The organism is Nocardioides sp. zg-1230 (assembly GCF_013155335.1).
Classification (GTDB): Bacteria; Actinomycetota; Actinomycetes; order Propionibacteriales; family Nocardioidaceae; genus Nocardioides.
This window is the reverse complement of the sequence record NZ_JABJQZ010000002.1, coordinates 17,950-35,929: the sequence shown is the minus strand read 5'-3', so window position 1 is coordinate 35,929 and position 17,980 is coordinate 17,950. Positions and strand designations below refer to the sequence as shown.

General features: G+C 71.6%; 14 protein-coding genes. 5 read left to right on the top strand and 9 right to left on the bottom strand.

From position 1 onward, the window contains the following. Position 1 precedes the first annotated feature (1 nt). Positions 2–355 (bottom strand): holo-ACP synthase, encoded by a 354-nt coding sequence (locus tag HOO61_RS08205; RefSeq protein WP_172258246.1) that lies wholly within the window; start codon positions 353–355, stop codon positions 2–4. Between the two features lie 15 nt (positions 356–370). After that, positions 371–2,215, bottom strand: coding sequence for a glutamine--fructose-6-phosphate transaminase (isomerizing) (glmS, locus tag HOO61_RS08200; RefSeq protein WP_172258245.1), 1,845 nt, complete (start codon positions 2,213–2,215; stop codon positions 371–373). A 65-nt stretch (positions 2,216–2,280) separates the two neighbouring features. Between glmS and coaA the strand changes: the two genes are divergently transcribed. Further along, on the top strand, positions 2,281–3,309 hold the full coding sequence (gene coaA / locus HOO61_RS08195) for a type I pantothenate kinase (protein ID WP_172258244.1): 1,029 nt from the start codon (positions 2,281–2,283) through the stop codon (positions 3,307–3,309). Positions 3,310–3,502: 193 nt separating this feature from the next. Here the strand turns inward: coaA and HOO61_RS08190 are convergent, their stop codons facing one another. Beyond that, complete coding sequence (locus tag HOO61_RS08190; protein ID WP_172258243.1) at positions 3,503–4,087, bottom strand: NAD(P)-dependent oxidoreductase; 585 nt, start codon at positions 4,085–4,087, stop codon at positions 3,503–3,505. An 83-nt stretch (positions 4,088–4,170) separates the two neighbouring features. Here HOO61_RS08190 and HOO61_RS08185 point away from each other — a divergent pair, with 83 nt between their 5' ends. Further along, positions 4,171–4,554 (top strand): helix-turn-helix domain-containing protein, encoded by a 384-nt coding sequence (locus HOO61_RS08185; protein WP_253942235.1) that lies wholly within the window; start codon positions 4,171–4,173, stop codon positions 4,552–4,554. Here the strand turns inward: HOO61_RS08185 and HOO61_RS08180 are convergent, their stop codons facing one another. Then, positions 4,555–5,547 carry a GNAT family N-acetyltransferase gene (locus HOO61_RS08180; protein WP_172258242.1) on the bottom strand — a complete coding sequence of 331 codons (993 nt, stop codon included), beginning with the start codon at positions 5,545–5,547 and terminating at the stop codon, positions 4,555–4,557. It abuts the gene before it with no gap. A 139-nt stretch (positions 5,548–5,686) separates the two neighbouring features. Here HOO61_RS08180 and HOO61_RS08175 point away from each other — a divergent pair, with 139 nt between their 5' ends. Beyond that, on the top strand, positions 5,687–6,037 hold the full coding sequence (locus HOO61_RS08175) for a hypothetical protein (RefSeq protein WP_172258241.1): 351 nt from the start codon (positions 5,687–5,689) through the stop codon (positions 6,035–6,037). Here the strand turns inward: HOO61_RS08175 and HOO61_RS08170 are convergent. The 4 genes from HOO61_RS08170 to rplM all read right to left on the bottom strand — a co-directional run bounded on the left by HOO61_RS08170 (position 6,034) and on the right by rplM (position 8,988). Then, a complete protein-coding gene (locus HOO61_RS08170) occupies positions 6,034–6,564 on the bottom strand; it encodes a hypothetical protein (protein WP_172258240.1) in 531 nt (176 codons plus the stop codon). The genes HOO61_RS08175 and HOO61_RS08170 overlap by 4 nt on opposite strands. Positions 6,565–6,576: 12 nt before the next feature. Further along, on the bottom strand, positions 6,577–7,923 hold the full coding sequence (gene glmM / locus HOO61_RS08165) for a phosphoglucosamine mutase (protein WP_172258239.1): 1,347 nt from the start codon (positions 7,921–7,923) through the stop codon (positions 6,577–6,579). 106 nt (positions 7,924–8,029) lie between these two features. After that, positions 8,030–8,530, bottom strand: a complete 501-nt coding sequence (rpsI, locus tag HOO61_RS08160; protein WP_172258238.1) for a 30S ribosomal protein S9 — start codon at positions 8,528–8,530, stop codon at positions 8,030–8,032. Between the two features lie 14 nt (positions 8,531–8,544). After that, positions 8,545–8,988, bottom strand: a complete 444-nt coding sequence (gene rplM, locus HOO61_RS08155) for a 50S ribosomal protein L13 (RefSeq protein WP_172258237.1) — start codon at positions 8,986–8,988, stop codon at positions 8,545–8,547. A 247-nt stretch (positions 8,989–9,235) separates the two neighbouring features. On the opposite strand from rplM, the gene HOO61_RS08150 reads away from it, so the two are divergent. Continuing rightward, positions 9,236–10,561: an FAD-dependent oxidoreductase gene (locus tag HOO61_RS08150; protein WP_172258236.1), complete on the top strand. Its 1,326-nt coding sequence runs from the start codon at positions 9,236–9,238 to the stop codon at positions 10,559–10,561. A gap of 117 nt (positions 10,562–10,678) precedes the next feature. Further along, positions 10,679–11,983, top strand: coding sequence for a citrate synthase (locus tag HOO61_RS08145; protein ID WP_172258235.1), 1,305 nt, complete (start codon positions 10,679–10,681; stop codon positions 11,981–11,983). Positions 11,984–12,023: 40 nt separating this feature from the next. On the opposite strand, the gene pulA is transcribed toward HOO61_RS08145, so the two are convergent. Further along, positions 12,024–17,777, bottom strand: coding sequence for a pullulanase-type alpha-1,6-glucosidase (gene pulA / locus HOO61_RS08140; protein WP_367650081.1), 5,754 nt, complete (start codon positions 17,775–17,777; stop codon positions 12,024–12,026). Positions 17,778–17,980 lie beyond the last annotated feature (203 nt).

Genomic DNA, 17,980 nt, shown 5'->3' with positions numbered 1-17,980 from the left:
CTCAGCTCTCCAGGACCACGACGGCCGAGGCGATCCCGGCGTCGTGCGACAGCGAGACGTGGACGTGGGCGACCCCGAGCGCCTCCGCGCGGGCGGCGACCGTCCCGCGGATCTCGAACCGCGGGCGCCCGGTCTCCTCCGAGACGATCTCGGCGTCGTGCCACGCCATCCCGACGGGCGCCCCGAGCGCCTTGGCCATCGCCTCCTTCGCGGCGAAGCGCGCCGCCAGCGACGCCGGTGGGCGCGACGCCTCGTCGTCGGTGAACAGCCGCCCCCGCAGGGACGGGGTGCGCTCGAGGGACTGGACGAAGCGGTCGATGTCGACCACGTCGATGCCGACGCCGATGACGGGCACGGGAACCTTCCCGGCCTACTCGACGGTGACGGACTTGGCGAGGTTGCGCGGCTGGTCGACGTCGTGGCCGAGCTGGGTGGCCAGCTCGCACGCGAACAGCTGCAGCGGTACGACGGCGACGAGGGGCTGGAGCAGCACCGGCACCTGCGGCAGCGTGATCAGCACGTCGGCGTAGGGGGTGATCGTGGTGTCGCCCTCCTCGGCCAGGCAGAGGGTGCGGGCGCCGCGCGCACGCACCTCCTGGATGCCGCTGATCATCTTGTCGTGCAGCTGGTCACGGCCGCGGGGCGGCACGACGCACAGGATCGGCAGGCCCTCCTCCACCAGCGCGATGGGGCCGTGCTTGAGCTCGCCGGCCGCGAAGCCCTCGGCGTGGAGGTACGCGATCTCCTTGAGCTTGAGCGCCCCTTCGAGGGCCACCGGGTAGCCGGCGTGGCGACCGAGGAAGAGCACCGAGCGGTTGTCGACGTGGTCGCGGGCGAGGGCGTAGACCTCCTCCGCCTTGGCGAGCACGGTCTCGATGTGGCCGGGCATCTCCTCGAGCTGGTCCATGACCTGGGAGATCTCGTCGCCGTAGCGGGTGCCCTTGACCTGCGCGAGGTAGAGCGCGAGGAGGTAGCAAGCGACGAGCTGGGTCAGGAAGCCCTTCGTGGACGCCACGCCGATCTCGGGCCCGGCGTGCGTGTAGATCACGCCGTCGGACTCGCGCGGGATGGTCGAGCCGTTGGTGTTGCAGATGGCCAGCACCTTCGAGCGCTGCACCCGGGCGTGGCGGATCGCCTGCAGGGTGTCGGCGGTCTCGCCGGACTGGCTGATCGCCACGACGAGCGTCGAGGCGGTGAGGATGGGGTCGCGGTAGCGGAACTCGCTGGCGAGCTCGACCTCCACGGGGATGCGGCACCAGTGCTCGATGGCGTACTTGGCCACCATGCCGGCGTAGAACGACGTACCGGCCGCGATGATGATGATCTTGTCGATGTCGCGCAGGTCCTGGTCGGACAGCCGCATCTCGTCGAGCTGCAGCAGGCCGTCGGTGCCGCGGCGCCCGAGGAGCGAGTCGGCGACGGCGCGCGGCTGCTCGAAGATCTCCTTGCGCATGAACCAGTCGTGGCCGTCCTTCTCGGCGGCGGAGAGGTCCCAGTCCACGTGGTAGCGCCGGCCCTCGGCGGGCGTGCCGTCGAAGCCGGAGACGCTGACGCCGTCGCGGGTGATGGTGACGACCTGGTCCTGGTCGAGCTCCATCGCCTCGCGGGTGTGCTCGATGAAGGCCGCGACGTCGGAGCCGAGGAAGTTCTCGCCCTCGCCGATGCCGACCACGAGCGGGCTGTTGCGGCGGGCCGCGACGACGCGGTCGGGGTCCTGGGAGTCGACGGCGACCAGGGTGAAGGCGCCGTGCAGGCCGCGGCAGACGTTCTGCATGGCGACCGTCAGGTCGACGCCGGTCTCGAGCTGCTCCTCGAGCAGGTGGGCCGCGACCTCGGTGTCGGTGTCGGAGGCCATCTCGACGCCCTCGGACTCGAGGCGGGCGCGCAGCTCGGCGAAGTTCTCGATGATGCCGTTGTGCACGAGTGCCACCCGGCGCTCACGTCCGAGGTGGGGGTGGGCGTTGCGGTCGGTCGGCGGGCCGTGGGTGGCCCAGCGGGTGTGGCCGATGCCGGTGGTGACCTGCGGCAGCGGGGAGTCGGCGATGGCCTTCTCGAGGTTGGCCAGCTTGCCCGCGCGCTTGTCGGAGACGATCGAGCCGCCGTCGACGAGCGCGATCCCGGCGGAGTCGTAGCCCCGGTACTCCAGACGCCTGAGGCCCTCGATCACGACGCCCTCGGCCGGCTTGGCACCTACGTACCCGACGATTCCACACATGGCCGGGGAGTCTATCGGCAGGCCGCTGCACGGCTGCGCCCCCGTGCGGTGCCACAATCGCACCCATGTCCGAGGTCGCACCGCCCTCCAACGGCGGCGCCGACGGCACCCCAAACGGCAATCCCATTGGTAATCCCAACGGCAATCCCAACGGCAATGAGACCTCCCCCTACGTCGAGCTCGAGCGGGCCGCGTGGGCGCAGCTCGCCGGCAAGGCCGAGACGACGCTGACGCGCGAGGAGGTCGCCCGGCTCCGCGGCCTCGGCGACCAGCTCGACCTGCGCGAGATCGAGCAGGTCTACCTCCCGCTCTCGCGCCTGCTGAGCCTCTACGTCGCGGCCAACTCCCGGCTGCACCGCGAGCAGGAGGAGTTCCTGCACCGCGTCACCCCACCGCGTACGCCGTTCGTGATCGGGCTCGCGGGCTCCGTCGCGGTCGGCAAGTCGACCACCGCCCGCGTGCTGCAGCAGATGCTCGCCCACTGGCCCGAGCACCCCAACGTCGCGCTGGTGACGACCGACGGCTTCCTGCTCCCCAACGCCGAGCTCGAGCGCCGCGGCATCCTGCACCGCAAGGGCTTCCCGGAGTCCTACGACCGCCGGGCGCTGCTCAAGTTCGTCATCGACATCAAGTCGGGCCGCGACGAGGTCGAGGCGCCGATCTACTCCCACCTCGTCTACGACGTCCTGCCCGACGAGAAGGTCGTGGTCAAGCGCCCGGACATCGTGATCGTCGAGGGCCTCAACGTCCTGCAGCCCGCCCGCATGCGTGACGACGGCCGCACCGGCCTCGCGGTCAGCGACTTCTTCGACTTCTCCGTCTACGTCGACGCCGCGCTGACCGACATCAAGCGCTGGTACGTCGACCGCTTCCTGCGGTTGCGCGAGACCGCCTTCCGCGACCCGGCGTCGTACTTCCGCAAGTACGCCGCCCTCTCCCACGACGAGGCCGTCGACCAGGCCACCCGCATCTGGGACTCCATCAACGAGCCCAACCTCGTGCAGAACGTCGCTCCCACCCGCTCCCGCGCCAACCTGGTGCTCCGCAAGGACGCCGACCACTCCGTGCGCTACGTGCGCCTGCGCAAGCTCTGAGAGGTCTGCCGCACGCCTCATCCGAGGCTGCCGCGACGACTGCGAGGGGATTGGGCGGGAGGTCACACGGGATCGTCGAGTCCTGAGGTCACCGGGTGACCTCAGGACTCCACGATCTACCGGGCCAGCTCGATGACCGGGACGGTGCCGGAGCACCCCGGACAGCCGGGACTCCGACGCCGGCGTACGTCGCTCAGGCCGCGGCCGCGGTGAAGCGCTGGCGCCGGTGGCGCGGCTGCTCGATCTCGTCGAGGAGGGCGACGGCGTAGTCCTCGGCGCTGATGAAGTCGCCGGCGGGGGTGTCGAGGGCGGTGGCGTAGGCGCCGGTGCGCTCGCCGGGTGCGATGACGGGCGCGGGGCTGAGGAAGGTCCAGTCGCACGACTCCGGCGCCGTGCGGAAGAGGTCGAGCGCGGCGGCACCGGAGGTGGCCTCGGCCTTGTACTCCTCGGGGAACCCGTCGGTGTCGAGCAGCCGGGTGCCGTCGGGGGTGAGCAGCGAGCCGGCGCCACCGACGAAGAGCACCCGCGTGTCGCCCGCGTGCTCGAGCAGCGTGGAGACGGAGGCGAGCCAGGGCTCGTGGGACTCGCCCGCGCGGCTCGGCCCGGTCGCGGAGATGACGACGTCGTGCGACCCGGCGGCGTCCCGCACGGCCGCGGCGTCGGCCATGTCGGCGCCGGTCGACCGGCTGAGCGAGGTGACCTGGTGGCCACGGGCGGTGGCCTCGGCGGCGATGCGGGAGCCGACCATGCCGGTGGCTCCGAACAGGGCGATCTTCATGGTGTGTCCTTCGGTGAGGAGAGGGGTGGACCACTGACGGTAACCACTGGTAACCAAGCACTTCAACGTGCTATAAGTACCTCATGGTAACCATGCGTGACGACCGCGGCGACGCCTTCGACCCCGAGTGCCCCACCCGGGTCGTGCTCGACCGCATCGGCGACAAGTGGACCGTCCTGGTCATCGGCGCCCTCCGTGACGGCCCGTTGAGGTTCACCGAGCTCCGGGCGCGCATCGGCGGGGTCGCGGCGAAGGTGCTCACCCAGACCCTGCGCGCGATGGAGCGCGACGGCCTGCTCACCCGCACGGTGCACGCCCAGGTGCCGCCCCGGGTGGACTACGAGCTGACCGACCTCGGCGCGTCGCTCGGCGGCCCGATCCAGACGCTCACCGACTGGGCCGAGACCCACCTGACGCAGATCCTCGGGGCGCGTGCGGCGTACGACGACAGCGCGGACGCGCGCTGATCACAGCCGCTTCTGCAGCTCCAGCAGCGTCTCGATGGTGCGGTAGCCCAGCGCCTCGTTGACGGCGTTCATCCGGGTGTTGACCTCGGCGTTGGAGGTGTCGACGGACACCAGGTCGGGGTACGTCGCCACCGCGAGGTCGTGGGTCGCGAGCTTCAACGCCAGCCCGAGCCGCTTGCCGCGGTGGGCCGGGTCGACGAGGGTGATGCCGATCTGGGCGTGCGCCGGGTCGGTGTCGTTCACGCGTACGTCGCTCACGCCGGCCACGGAGCCGTCGGGGGCGAGCGCCATCGCGGTGTGCACGTGCCGGCCGACCGACACCTGCAGCTGCTCGGCCTCGCGGATGCGCTCGGGCGTCCACTCCGAGGCCCGGAGGTCGAGGTCGCCCAGCGGGATCTCGGAGAACAGCATCCCGAGCAGCCGACCGAAGGAGGCGACGTGCTCCTCGGGGCAGACGGTGTCGAACGTGATGATCCGGTAGCCGTCGGGCGTCGGCGCCTGAGCCGCCAGCGACTCGCGACGGTCGAGGTAGTCGGCGACCGCGATCTCCTTGATGGACTCCCGGCTGGCCACCTCGAAGCCGCGCGCGCGGGCGAACGCCTCCGCCGGCGCCGTTCCTCCCGGCGGCAGGTACGCCTCGCCGGTGAGGGTGGTGCGACCGTGCCCGCCCGCGATGACCTCGATCTCGGCGAGCAGTGCGGACCCGATCCCCTCACGGCGCCGGCCCGCGTCGACGTACACCGCCGAGCCGGCGAGGTGCAGGTTGTCCTGCGAGGTGATGATCGCCATCCCGGCCCCGACCATCACCCGGCCGTCGATCGCCCCCAGCAGGGTGGTCGAGCGCTCGGGGTTGTCCGCCGGCAGCCCGATGCGGCTCTGCTCCCACAGCGGCCACGGCGTGCCGGGCCGGTCGGCGGTGGCAGCGTGCCCGACCTCCCACCACGCCCGCAGCGCTGCCTCGTTGCGCGGGTTGATCTGCTCGATGTCGACCACGCGGTGACCGTAGCCGCGCACCCCTGCGCGCGCACGCCGATATCTGAGGACGTGGTGGACGTCAGGTCGGGCCGTGGACGTCCGTGGTGTCCTCAGATATCCGGGTGCGCGGCGCGGGACACTCGGACAGGGTGGCGGCATGACCACCGACTCGCCGCTCCGCAGCCGGCTCCGTGCGGCGCTGCTCGACGCCCGCCGCGCCCGGGACGCCGAGACCGTGTCGACCCTGCGGACCGCGCTCGCGGCGCTGGAGAACGCCGAGGCCGTGCCGACCGAGCGCGTCGCCGGCGCCCTGGAGGACGCACCCGTCGGCGTCGGGGCCGCCGAGGCCGAGCGCCGCGTGCTGAGCGAGGCCGACGAGCTCGCGATCCTCGACGCGGAGATCGCTGCGCTGCACGACGCCGGGAGGGCGTACGCCTGCTCGGTCCCCGAGCGTGCTGCCGCGGCCCGCGAGGCCGCCCGCCGGCTCGGTGCCCTGCGCGGGGCTTAGCGGCGCGCGGCGCGACGTCGGCGTGCCGCCTCGATCCGGTCGGCCTCGCGGACCGCCGACCTCGCCATCACGCGCCCCCGCCAACGCACGATCGCTCCGATCAGGAGGACGAAGGCGGGCAGGCCGATCCCCAGCCAGAGCCAGGTGGCGAGCGGTGAGCTCGTCTCCATCGACGAGCCGTCCGGTGAGACCCACATCGTCCAGGTGTCGCCGACCTCACGTTTCGCGGGCCCCGAGCGACGGAACGTGGCGGTCCGCACGTCGTCGCCCTCGGACCAGCGCAGTTCGTAGGAGGTCAGGGTGCGGTCGTCCTCCCCGGGGCGGGGGCCCTCGCGCACGGCGACGACCGTCGTCTCCGTCTGGTCGGTCCCGCCCAGCAGGTGAACGCGCGTGCCGGGCATCAGGGCGACGAGCACCACGGCGAGCACCAGCCCCATCCCGACCCCGAACGCGACGTCACCAGGTGAGAGCCAGCCGCGGTGCTGAGCCTCCCGCTCCTCGAAGCCGGGCCGTGGATCGTCGGTCACAGCAGACGCTGCCTACAGCGCCAGCTGGCGGCGTACGACGTCGGCGAGCCGCGAGGCGACGCCCTCGGCCTCGTCCTCGGTGGGCGCCTCGACCATCACCCGCACGATCGGCTCGGTGCCCGAGGGGCGCAGCAGGATGCGGCCCCGCTCCCCCAGCACGGCCTCCTCCTCGGCGACGGCCGCGGCGAGCACGGCGTCCTCGTCGGCGCGCGACTTGTCGACGCCGGAGACGTTGAGGAGGACCTGCGGGAGCCGGGTCATCACCGCGGCGAGGTCGGCCAGCGACCGCCCGGTGGTGGCCATCCGCTCCATGACGTGCAGCGTGGTGAGGATGCCGTCACCGGTGGTGGCGTGGTCGCTGAGGATGACGTGGCCGGACTGCTCGCCGCCGAGGTTGTAGCCGGAGACCTTCATCGCCTCGAGGACGTAGCGGTCGCCGACCTTCGTCTGGCGCACGCCGACCCCGCCGGCGCGCATAGCCTGGACGAAGCCGAGGTTGCTCATCACGGTCGCGACCACCGTGTCCTTGGCCAGCCGTCCCTGCTCGAGCAGCGAGAGGGACAAGATGGCGAGGATCTGGTCGCCGTCGACGACGTTGCCCTCGGCGTCGACCGCGAGGCAGCGGTCGGCGTCACCGTCGAGCGCGAAGCCGGCGTGGGCGCCGTGCTCGACGACGGCCTTCTGCAGGTCGCCGAGGTGCGTGGAGCCGCAGTCGTCGTTGATGTTGAGGCCGTCGGGGTCGGCGTGGATCGCGATCACGGTCGCGCCGGCGTCCTCGAGCGCCCGCGGACCCGCCGCGTGCGCGGCGCCCTCGGCGCAGTCGAGGACGACCTTGAGCCCCACCAGCGGGTGGCTGATCGTGCTCTCGAGGTGTGCGGCGTACTCCTCGACGGCACTCTCGTAGACGTCGACGCGGCCGACGGCACCGCCGGTGGGCCGCTGCCACGGCTCCCCCATCCGGCGCTCGATGGCGATCTCGATCGCGTCGTCGAGCTTGTGCCCGCCGCGGGCGAGGAACTTGATGCCGTTGTCGGGCATCGGGTTGTGGGAGGCCGACAGCATCACGCCGAGGTCGGCGCCGAGCCGGTCGGTCATGTAGGCCACGCCGGGGGTCGGCAGCACGCCCAGCAGGAGCACGTCGACCCCGGCAGAGGCGAGGCCGGCGACGACCGCGGCCTCGAGGAACTGACCGGAGATGCGTGTGTCGCGGCCCACGACGGCAAGGGGGCGGTGTCCCTCGAACTCGCCGCGGTCGGCCAGGACGTGTGCCGCACAGACGGAGAGGTCGAGGGCCAGCTCGGCCGTGAGGTCAGCGTTGGCCAGGCCCCGGACCCCGTCCGTGCCGAAGAGTCGCGTCATGGCCCGGGAGCCTACGGGTCCGCGGCACCCGGCACCGAACCGAGAGGACATGCGACGAGGCCCGCACCGTCGAAACGACGGTGCGGGCCTCGAGGTGCAGGCTGGGTCAGCGCTTGCTGAACTGCGAGGCCTTGCGGGCCTTCTTGAGACCGGCCTTCTTGCGCTCCACGACGCGGGCGTCGCGGGTGAGCAGACCGGCCTTCTTGAGCGCCGGGCGGTTGGCCTCGACGTCGACGGCGTTGAGCGCGCGGGCCACGCCGAGGCGCAGCGCGCCGGCCTGGCCGGCGATGCCGCCGCCGTGGATGCGGGCGATCACGTCGAAGCGGCCCTCGAGCTGCAGCTCGACGAACGGCTCGTTGGCGATCTGCTGGTGCAGCTTGTTGGGGAAGTAGCTGTCCATCGAGCGACCGTTGATGGTCCACTCGCCGGTGCCGGGGACGATGCGCACGCGGGCGACGGCCTCCTTGCGGCGGCCGGTCGCACCGGCGGGCGCGATGGTGGCCGGGCGGGCGGGGGTGTCGGCGGAGGCGTCGCTCTCGGAGGTGTAGGAAACGCCCTCGGCGTTCGCCTCGAAGGTCTCCTCGACCTCGGTGGTGTTCTCAGTCATCTGTGAGTCCTCAGTCACTGGGAGATCTGCGAGATCTCGAACGGGATGGCCTTCTGGGCCGCGTGCGGGTGGTCGGGGCCGGCGTAGACCTTGAGCTTCTTCAGCATCTGGCGACCGAGCTTGTTCTTCGGGAGCATGCCCCACACGGCCTTCTCGATGGCCTTGCGGGCGTCCTTCTCGAGGAGCTCACCGAACGGGGTGGCCGAGAGGCCGCCCGGGTAGCCGGAGTGGCGGTAGGCCATCTTGGTGGTCTTCTTGGTCCCCGACAGCGACACCTGGGAGGCGTTGACGATGATCACGAAGTCGCCCATGTCCATGTGAGGAGCGAAGGTCGGCTTGTGCTTGCCGCGGAGGAGGTTGGCGGTCTGGACGGCGAGGCGTCCGAGGACCACGTCGGTGGCGTCGATGACGAGCCACTCGCGCTGGATGTCAGCGGGCTTGGGGCTGTACGTGCGCACGGCGGTATCCCGTTCTGGTTCGTTGGTCCCGGCCCCCGGACGAGGGCCGGCTGGTGCTGCTGCGGCTTCTGACGAACACGGCCCGGATCGCTCCCCCGCTCCACGAGCGGGAGACGAGGGATGACGTCCGGATCTGCACCCGCACCCGGAGGGGCGGACGCGGCAGGAGTCGCGACCAGCAAGATTACGGCGCGCCGAGCGGGAGGGTCAAAACGGCGGTCACAACGGCAGAGGCCATGATGACCGCGTGCGCAACGGCGGCGTGTCCTTCTGGTGGCAGCAGGTCGGGCTGCCCACCCGCACGGACCCTCTCGGTGGGGACGACACGTGCGACGTCGCCATCGTCGGCGGCGGCCTCACGGGCCTCTGGGCGGCGTACTACCTCGTCGAGGCCGACCCCACCCTCGACATCCGTGTGGTCGAGGCGGAGTTCGCCGGCTTCGGCGCGTCGGGCCGCAACGGCGGGTGGCTGTCCAGCGAGCTCGCCGGCAGTGCGCGGACGTACGCCGCCGTGGCGGGCGAGGACGGCGTCCGACGTCTGCGCGACGCGCTCCGCGCCACGGTCGACGAGGTCATCGGCGAGGCGGCACGGGAGGACATCGAGGCCGACATCGTCCGCGGCGGCGTGCTGACCGTCGCGCGGTCGGAGGCCCAGCGCCGACGCCTCGCCGGCGAGCTCAGCGCGGCACAGGTGGCCGAGCGGATCCGGGTGGCCGGGGCGGTGTCGGGCCACCTCGACCCCGACTGCGCGCGGGTGCAGCCGGCGAAGCTGGTGGCCGGTGTCGCCCGCGTCGTGCGGGAGCGCGGCGTACGCATCCACGAGGGCACCCGCGTCGCGTCGGTCTCCCCCGGCACGGTCGTCACCGCGCGCGGCACCCTGCGCGCCCCGGTGGTGCTGCGGTGCCTGGAGGGCTTCACCGCGGGGCTCGCCGGCCACCGGCGCGACTGGCTGCCGATGAACTCGGCGATCGTGGTCACCGAGCCGCTCACCGCGGCGCAGTGGCGCGAGATCGGGTGGGAGGGCGAGGAGCTGCTCGGCGACGAGGCGCACGCCTACTGCTACGCCCAGCGGACCGCCGACGGCCGCATCGCGATGGGCGGACGCGGCGTGCCGTACCGCTTCGGCTCGCGCACCGACGTCGACGGCCGCACCCAGGACCGGACCGTCGAGCAGCTGCGGTCGACGCTGACGGCCCTCTTCCCCTCGCTTGCCGACGTGGGGCTCGAGCACGCGTGGTGCGGCGTGCTGGGCGTGCCGCGTGACTGGAGCGCCAGCGTGGCGTACGACCCGGCGACGGGCCTCGGCCATGCCGGTGGCTACGTCGGCTCGGGGCTCACCGCCACCAACCTGGCCGGTCGCACCCTGCGCGACCTGGTGCTCGGCCACGACACCGAGCTGACCCGGCTGCCGTGGACCGGGCACCGCGTGCGGAGGTGGGAGCCGGAGCCGCTGAGGTGGGCCGGCGTGCACGCGCTGTACGGCCTCTACCGCGCCGCGGACCGTCGTGAGGACGCCGGCCTGCCGCGCACCAGCCGCATCGCCCGGGTCGCCCACCGCGTCGCGGGACGCTGACGTCGTACGTCGCCACCGGACGTCCCACGCTGGACACCTGATTCGCGGTCGTCACGGGCTCCGGTCTAGGTTGAGGGGACCCCACAGACGTACAAAGACGTATGAACAGGAGCCGACGTGACCGACGTTGCGGCCAAGGATTCCCTGACTGTCACCGACAACCGGACCGGTCAGACGTACGACATCGCGATCACCGACAACACGATCGCCGCCAAGGACCTCGGGCAGATCCGCCTCGATGAGGAGCAGCCCGGTCTCGCGACCTACGACCCCGGGTTCGTCAACACCGCCTCGTGCCGCTCGTCGGTGACCTACATCGACGGCGACAAGGGCATCCTGGAGTACCGCGGGTACCCCATCGAGCAGCTCGCGGAGAAGTCCAACTTCCTCGAGGTGGCCTACCTCCTCGTCCACGGCGAGCTGCCCACCAAGGAGCAGTACGACTCCTGGGTGCACGAGATCACCTACCACACGTTCGTGCACGAGAACGTCAAGTCGTTCATGCAGGGCTTCCGCTACGACGCCCACCCGATGGGCATGCTGATGGCCTCCGTCGGCGCGCTGTCGACGTTCTACCCCGACGCCCGCAACATCAGCGACGCCGACAACCGGCACATGCAGATCGTGCGCATGATCGCGAAGATGCCGACCCTCGGCGCCTGGTCGTTCCGCCACGCGCAGGGCAAGCCCTACGTCTACCCGGACAACGACCTGGGCTACACCGCGAACTTCCTCTCGATGCTGTTCAAGATGAGCGAGTCGAAGTTCGAGGCCGACGAGCGCCTGGTCAAGGCCCTCGACGTGCTCTTCATCCTCCACGCCGACCACGAGCAGAACTGCTCGACCAACGCGGTCCGCTCCGTCGGGTCCTCGCAGGTCGACCCCTACTCGGCCGTGTCCGCCGGCATCGGCGCCCTCTACGGCCCGCTGCACGGTGGCGCCAACGAGGCCGTGCTGCGGATGCTCAAGCGCATCGGCAGCAAGGAGAACATCCCCGCCTTCATCGACGGCGTGAAGGACGGCAACGAGCGCCTGATGGGCTTCGGCCACCGGGTCTACAAGAACTACGACCCGCGCGCGAAGATCATCAAGAAGTCCGCCGAGGACGTCTTCGAGGTCACCGGCACCAACCCGCTCCTCGACATCGCGCTCGAGCTGGAGAAGATCGCGCTGGAGGACGAGTACTTCGTCAAGCGCAAGCTCTACCCCAACGTGGACTTCTACTCGGGCCTGATCTACGAGGCCTTCCAGTTCCCGCCGGAGATGTTCACCGTGCTGTTCGCCATCGGCCGTACGCCGGGCTGGCTGGCGCAGTGGTCCGAGCTGGTGCAGGACAAGGACCAGAAGATCGCCCGCCCCAAGCAGATCTACACCGGCGACCGCGAGCTCACCTTCACCGCCGCGTCCGAGCGCTGGGCCTGAGCCACACGCGTCGAGTCGGCGCATCCTGACACCGCGAACGTCAGGATGCGCCGACTCGGCTGCATTTCGGGGTCAGGATGCGCCGCCGCGCCCTTGCGCAGCGCCCGCACACCCCAGTGGTCCGCGCCGGGACCGTCACGGCGTCCGCGGCCACCGTGCTCCCCTTCACGACCGCGTCCGTGCCGGAGGCCTGCACGTCGTGCAGCGTCCAGCCGGACCCCGTGCCCGCGACCGTGGTGGGGGCGGCACCGGCGTTGATGACGACCAGCACGCCGTCACGCCCCGGGTCGGCGTCGGACCCCGCCGTGTCGTCGACGAGCATCGCGACGACACCGGGCTCGGCGTCGAGGAAGGACACCTTGGCCTGGATCGCCTCGAGGCTGCCGAGCCGGAACAGGCGCGACGACGTACGGATCCGCAGCAGGTCGAGGGCGCGGGTGTGCGCCTCGTCCATCGCGGCCGGCGTCGGGTCGAGGGCGGGGTCGGCGAGCAGCGGGCGCATGAAGTCCCACTTGGCCTCGTTGTCCGCGCGGAGCGGGAGCCCGGAGCCGAACGTGTTCTCCCGACGCTGCCAGTCGACGCGGTTGAACCAGTCGCCGGAGTCGTAGGAGTTGCGGTCCAGGCTCTTGGAGCGCAGCAGGTCGGTGCCGGCGTGCCAGAACACCACGCCCTGCGACAGCGCGACCGTCGACAGCGACACCGTGTTCATCCGGACCCGGTCTGCCATCGAGGTGCCCTGCGGCAGCTTGAAGGCGAGCGAGTCGAAGAGCGTCTCGTTGTCGTGGGCGTCGACGTAGGTGACGGTCTCGGCAGGGTCGGCGGCGTAGCCGGCCGGCTGTCCGTTGTAGTCCACCTCGGACCCGAGGACGTCCTCGCCGTCGGAGCTGCGGAAGGAGAAGTCGGCCAGGTTGCCGGCCAGGCCCAGCTTCACCAGGTCCTGCGCGTGCAGCAGGTCCGCCCGCTGCTCCTCCGCGGTGCCGTTGACGGGCGCCCCGTTCGGGTCGGTGAACAGCCCTGAGCCGAAGCCCTGCACGCGCGGGTCCTCGTCGAAGGGACCGCCGCCGCGGACGGCGTCGCGCAACCGGTCGCTGAACGAGCCGATCCCGGAGCCCGCGAGGTTGGCCTGGGTGGCCTGTACGAACCGGGCGTCGTCGGCGACCTCACCGAAGTTCCAGCCCTCGCCGTAGAGGTAGATGGACTTTCCGTCCACGCCGTCGTGCTTGACGGTGAGCCCGTCGAGCGCAGCCCGCAGCCGCGTCATGTTCTCGAGCGAGTGGTGGCCCATCAGGTCGAAGCGGAAGCCGTTGACCTTGTAGTCCCGCGCCCACGTGAGCACGGAGTCGATCATCAGCTTCTCCATCATGCGGTGCTCCGTCGCGGTGTTGGAGCAGCAGGTGGAGGTCTCGACGGCACCCTTCGCGTCGAGGCGGTGGTAGTAGCCCGGGACGACGCGGTCGAGCACCGACTTCGGGTCCTGGCCGCTCGCGGCGGTGTGGTTGTAGACGACGTCCATCACGACCTGGAGCCCGGCGCCGTTGAGGCCCTGGACCATCCGGCGGAACTCGACCGTGCGTCCGGGCCCGTCCGGGTCGGTCGCGTAGGACCCCTCGGGAGCGGTGTAGTGGAGCGGGTCGTAGCCCCAGTTGAAGCCGTCGCGCTGGCGCACGGCGTCGATGCACTCCTGCTGGCGCGTCGAGTCGGGCGGGAGCGAGGCGAGGTCGCAGGCCGGGGTCTGCTGCGCCGAGCGCCGCTCCTCGATCGTCGCGATGTCGAAGGCGGGCAGCAGGTGGACGGTGTTGAGCCCGGCGTCGGCGAGCCTGTGCAGGTGGCGCATGCCGGCCGTGTCGTCGTGGGTGAACGCGAGGTAGGTGCCGCGCTCGGCAGCCGGGACGGTCTCGTCGCCGATGGAGAAGTCGCGCACGTGCAGCTCGTAGACGCTGCGGTCCTCCGGCTCCGCCACAACGGGCGCCCGGGTCCGCGACCAGCCGGCCGGCGCGAGAGCCGGGTCGGCGAGGTCGACGACGACCGACTGCTCGGAGTTGGTCGTCAGCGCCACCGACCAGGGGTCGGTCACCCGGTTGGTGACGACCTTCCCGGCGGCCGGGGAGTACACCGTGACGTCGTAGGTGTAGCGGGCGTTGCGCCACGACGCCGGCCCGGACGCGGTCCAGGTGCCGTCGCGTCGACGCGTCATCGGTACCCGCCGTCCCGCGACGGTCGCGGTGACGTCCTGCGCCGTCGGCGCCCACAGCGTGAGGGTCGGCCGGTTGCCGCGCCACGTGACGCCGAGGTCGGCGTCGGCCGCGTCGTCGTACACGTCGTCGAGCACGCCGGGCAGCTGGACACCGGTGGCGTCGTTCAGCACGCCACCGGTGTCGTACGACGCCACGGCCACCTGGCCGGTGAGGATGTCCGGCACCCGGCGCGCGGTCGCCCGGTCGAGCCGGAACGCCTCGTAGCCGGCGAGGTGCGGGAAGTCGGCGAGCACGTCCGCCGGCAGGCCGGCCGGGTCGTGGGTCAGCGGCGCGCTGGACCCGCCGGTGACGGCCTCGGCGTCGACGCCGAGGCCCCCGGCCTGCGACCAGTGCAGGCGGTAGCGGCGCGACCCCGGGTCGGGCACGTCCCAGGCGACGAGGTCCTCACGCAGCCACTGGGCCTTCGCCTTCGAGAGGTCCGGCGACGCGCCCGCGGCGCGGCTGGACACGGTGAGCCGGTGGGTCGCCACGTCGTAAGTGAAGACCATCTCGACCCCGCTGGCGGGGACGTCGAAGGCGATGTCGGCTCCACCGGCCGCGCCGCCGTCGCCGTAGTTCTCGTCCCACGACAGTCCGTGGGTGACCTTGGTGGCGTAGCTGCCGGCGGGCAGGGCGGTCGTGGTGAACGTGAAGGTGCCGTCGCCGTCGGGGTCCTTGAGCCAGCCGCGCATGCAGTCGGGCGCCCAGTCACCGGCGCAGCCGAGCTCGGACTGCATGCTCCCGGCCAGCGTGACGATCGGGCCGTTGGCGTCGGTGGTGACCCAGTGCGAGCCGTGCTCGTAGTAGAACGTCACGTCGCGCGGCGCGTCCAACGCGAGCGGGATGTCGCCCCCACCGGGGTTGCCGCCGGCGCCGTAGTTCTCGTCCCACGAGCCGTCGATCGCGGCCTTGTAGGCGTAGCTGCCGGCGGGCAGCGACACGGTGCGCTTCCACACCAGGTCCTGCGGGTCCAGCGACATCTGGGCCTCGGCGCAGTCGGGCTGCCAGTCCCCCGGGCAGCCGATCTCGGAGTTGTGGCTGCCGGGCATCGAGACCGCGCCGGGCTGGGTGACCGGCCCGCCGGTGCCGCCGCCACCGGGCGTCGGCTCGGTCTCGGGGTCGCCGACGACGGCGTACGTCGAGGCTGCCGACAGGTTGCCGCTGCTGTCGCGCAGGACCGCGCGGTACTCCAGGAGGGAGCCGTCCGCGAGGCTGCTGACGTCGTGGAAGACGCGATAGGGCGCGTTGTCGTCGGTGCCGAGCGGGGTCCACCCGTCCGCGCCGGCTCGACGCCACGCGAGGGTGACCTGGTTGAACCCGCCGTCCGGTACGCCGACCGTGACCGGGGCGCGACCGCCGACCGTGCCGCCGGCCGAGGGCTTCTGGAACTGCACGGCCGGAGCCTCCGAACGTCCCGGGAGGCGGCCGGCCGCGCGCCACACCACCGCCGAGAGCGGCGGGACCGTGATCGTCGTACGTCCCTCGGCGTCGGTGCGGAGCGACTCGCGGCCCGCCGGCCAGACCTGCCTGAAGGAGCTGCGACGCATCTCGGTGCCGACGGTGACCGTCTTCGCGGTGGTGGCGTTGTTGACCGCGACGAGCAGCTCGCGGCGCTCGCGGGCGTCGATGCGGCTGAAGGCGTAGACCCCGGCCTCGCTCGAGGCGTAGCGGTGCAGCTGCGCGCCGTCGGCGAGCGCCGGGTAGGTGCGGCGCAGCGTCGCCAGGCTCCGGATGGTGCGGTAGAGCGGGTGTCCCGTGTCGTAGTTGTCCACGGCCGTCGTGGCGTCGGTGCCGATGAGGTCGTTGTCGTTGTAGGACGCGACCTTGCTGGGGAACATGTCCTCACGGGCGTCCTTGTCACCGCCGTCGCCGACGAAGCCCTGCTCGTCGCCGTAGTAGACGACCGGCTGGCCGCGGGTGAGGAACATCAGCGCGTGCGCGAGCCGGTCGCGCTCCAGCACGGAGTCGGCGCCCTTCAAGAACGTGCCGATCCGGCCCATGTCGTGGTTGCCGAGGAACGTCGGCGACGCGTACGCGTTGGAGTCGGTGTCGGTGTACCAGTCGTCGGCGGCGTAGAAGTCGCGCAGCCGCGTCGTCGCCCCGCCCTTGGCGAAGCCGACGGCCCGGTCCTGGAACCCGAAGTCGAGCGTGGCGTCGAGGCGACCCTCGGTGCTGAAGGTCGAGAGGTAGGCCGGGTCGGCGTCGTAGACCTCGCCGAAGGCGAAGAAGTCGTCGTTGCCGATCGAGGCGGCGTGCTCGCGGATCGCGGGGGCGAACTCCTGCCAGAACTCCATGTTGACGTGCTTGGCAGTGTCGATGCGAAAGCCGTCGATGCCGAGGTCGACCCACGTCTCGTAGATGTCGGTCATGCCCTCGACGACCTCGGGCTTCTCGGTGAACAGGTCGTCGAGGCCGACGAAGTCGCCGTACGTCGACGACTCGCCGGCGAAGGTGGAGTCGCCGCGGTTGTGGTAGTTCGTCGTGTCGTTGAGCCACTCCGGGACCTTGACCGTGCGGTCGGCCTCGTTGCGGAACGTCGGCGTGTAGGGGAACGAGGTGGCCGCGTCGAGAGCCGGGAAGTCGTCGGTGCCGGCGAAGTCGCGGTCGTCGAACTCCGCGCCGGAGGCGTCGACGTAGGGCGCGTCGGCCTTGCTGACGTAGCCGTGCTCCCCCTCCGCGTAGTCGATGACGTCCGCGGTGTGGTTGGTGATGATGTCGAAGAAGACCTTGATGCCGCGCCCGTGCGCCTCGTCGATGAAGGCCTCGAGCTCGGCGTTGGTGCCGAAGTGCGGGTCGATCTGCGTGAAGTCGGTGACCCAGTAGCCGTGGTAGCCGGCGCTGGCGTCGGAGCCGCTCCCCTGGACCGGCCGGTTCTTGAAGCTCGGGGTCAGCCAGATGGCGGTCGTGCCGAGGTCGGCGATGTAGTCGAGGCGGTCGGAGAGGCCCTGCACGTCACCACCGTGGAAGAAGCCCTTGTCGGTGGGGTCGAGGCCAGTCGCGAGCCGGTCGCCGGTCAGGCCGCCCGCGTCGTTGGCCGGGTCGCCGTTGGCGAAGCGGTCGGCCATCACGAAGTAGAAGTTCTCCCGCGTCAGCGGGCCGCGCAGCGACGTGCCGGCGAGTGCGCGGTCGGCCTGGGTCGGGGTGGCGGAGGGCTGATCGGCCGGCGCCACCGCGACCCGGTGGGACGCGTCGTCGTAGGTGAAGTGCAGGCGCGTGGGGTGCTCGAGCACCAGCGGCAGGTTGGGGCCGTCGGCCGCGCCACCGACGCCGTAGTTCTCCTCCCAGGAGCCGTTGACCGCGACCTTGTACTCGTAGGTGCCGGGAGGCACCTCGGTCTGGAGCTCCCACGAGCCGTCGGGCAGGCGGTCGAGGCCCGAGGCCTCGCAGGCCGGCGCCCAGTCCTCGGCGCACCCGACCTCGTCCTGGAGGCTGCCCACGAGCGTGACCGAGGACGGAGGTTCCGCCCGATGGTCCGCGCGGGCGGGGGTGAGGGGCGCCAGCGAGGCGACGAGCGTGGCCAGGGTGGCCAGGCCGAGGAGGGCAGGGGACGAACGACGCACGATGGCTCCCGAGACGATGCGAGGCCCCCGGCCGCGGATGGCCGGGGTGGCGCCGGTCACACTAAGGTCCGCCTGAGAGAACTTGCAAGGCCTGCAAGATCTTTCATGTCCGTCCCGCGGCGCGGACCCCCGATCTTGCAGGAACCACCCGGATCGACCCCCTCGGCCCACCCTTCTGGTGCTTCATCCGACCCGCTCCGGTC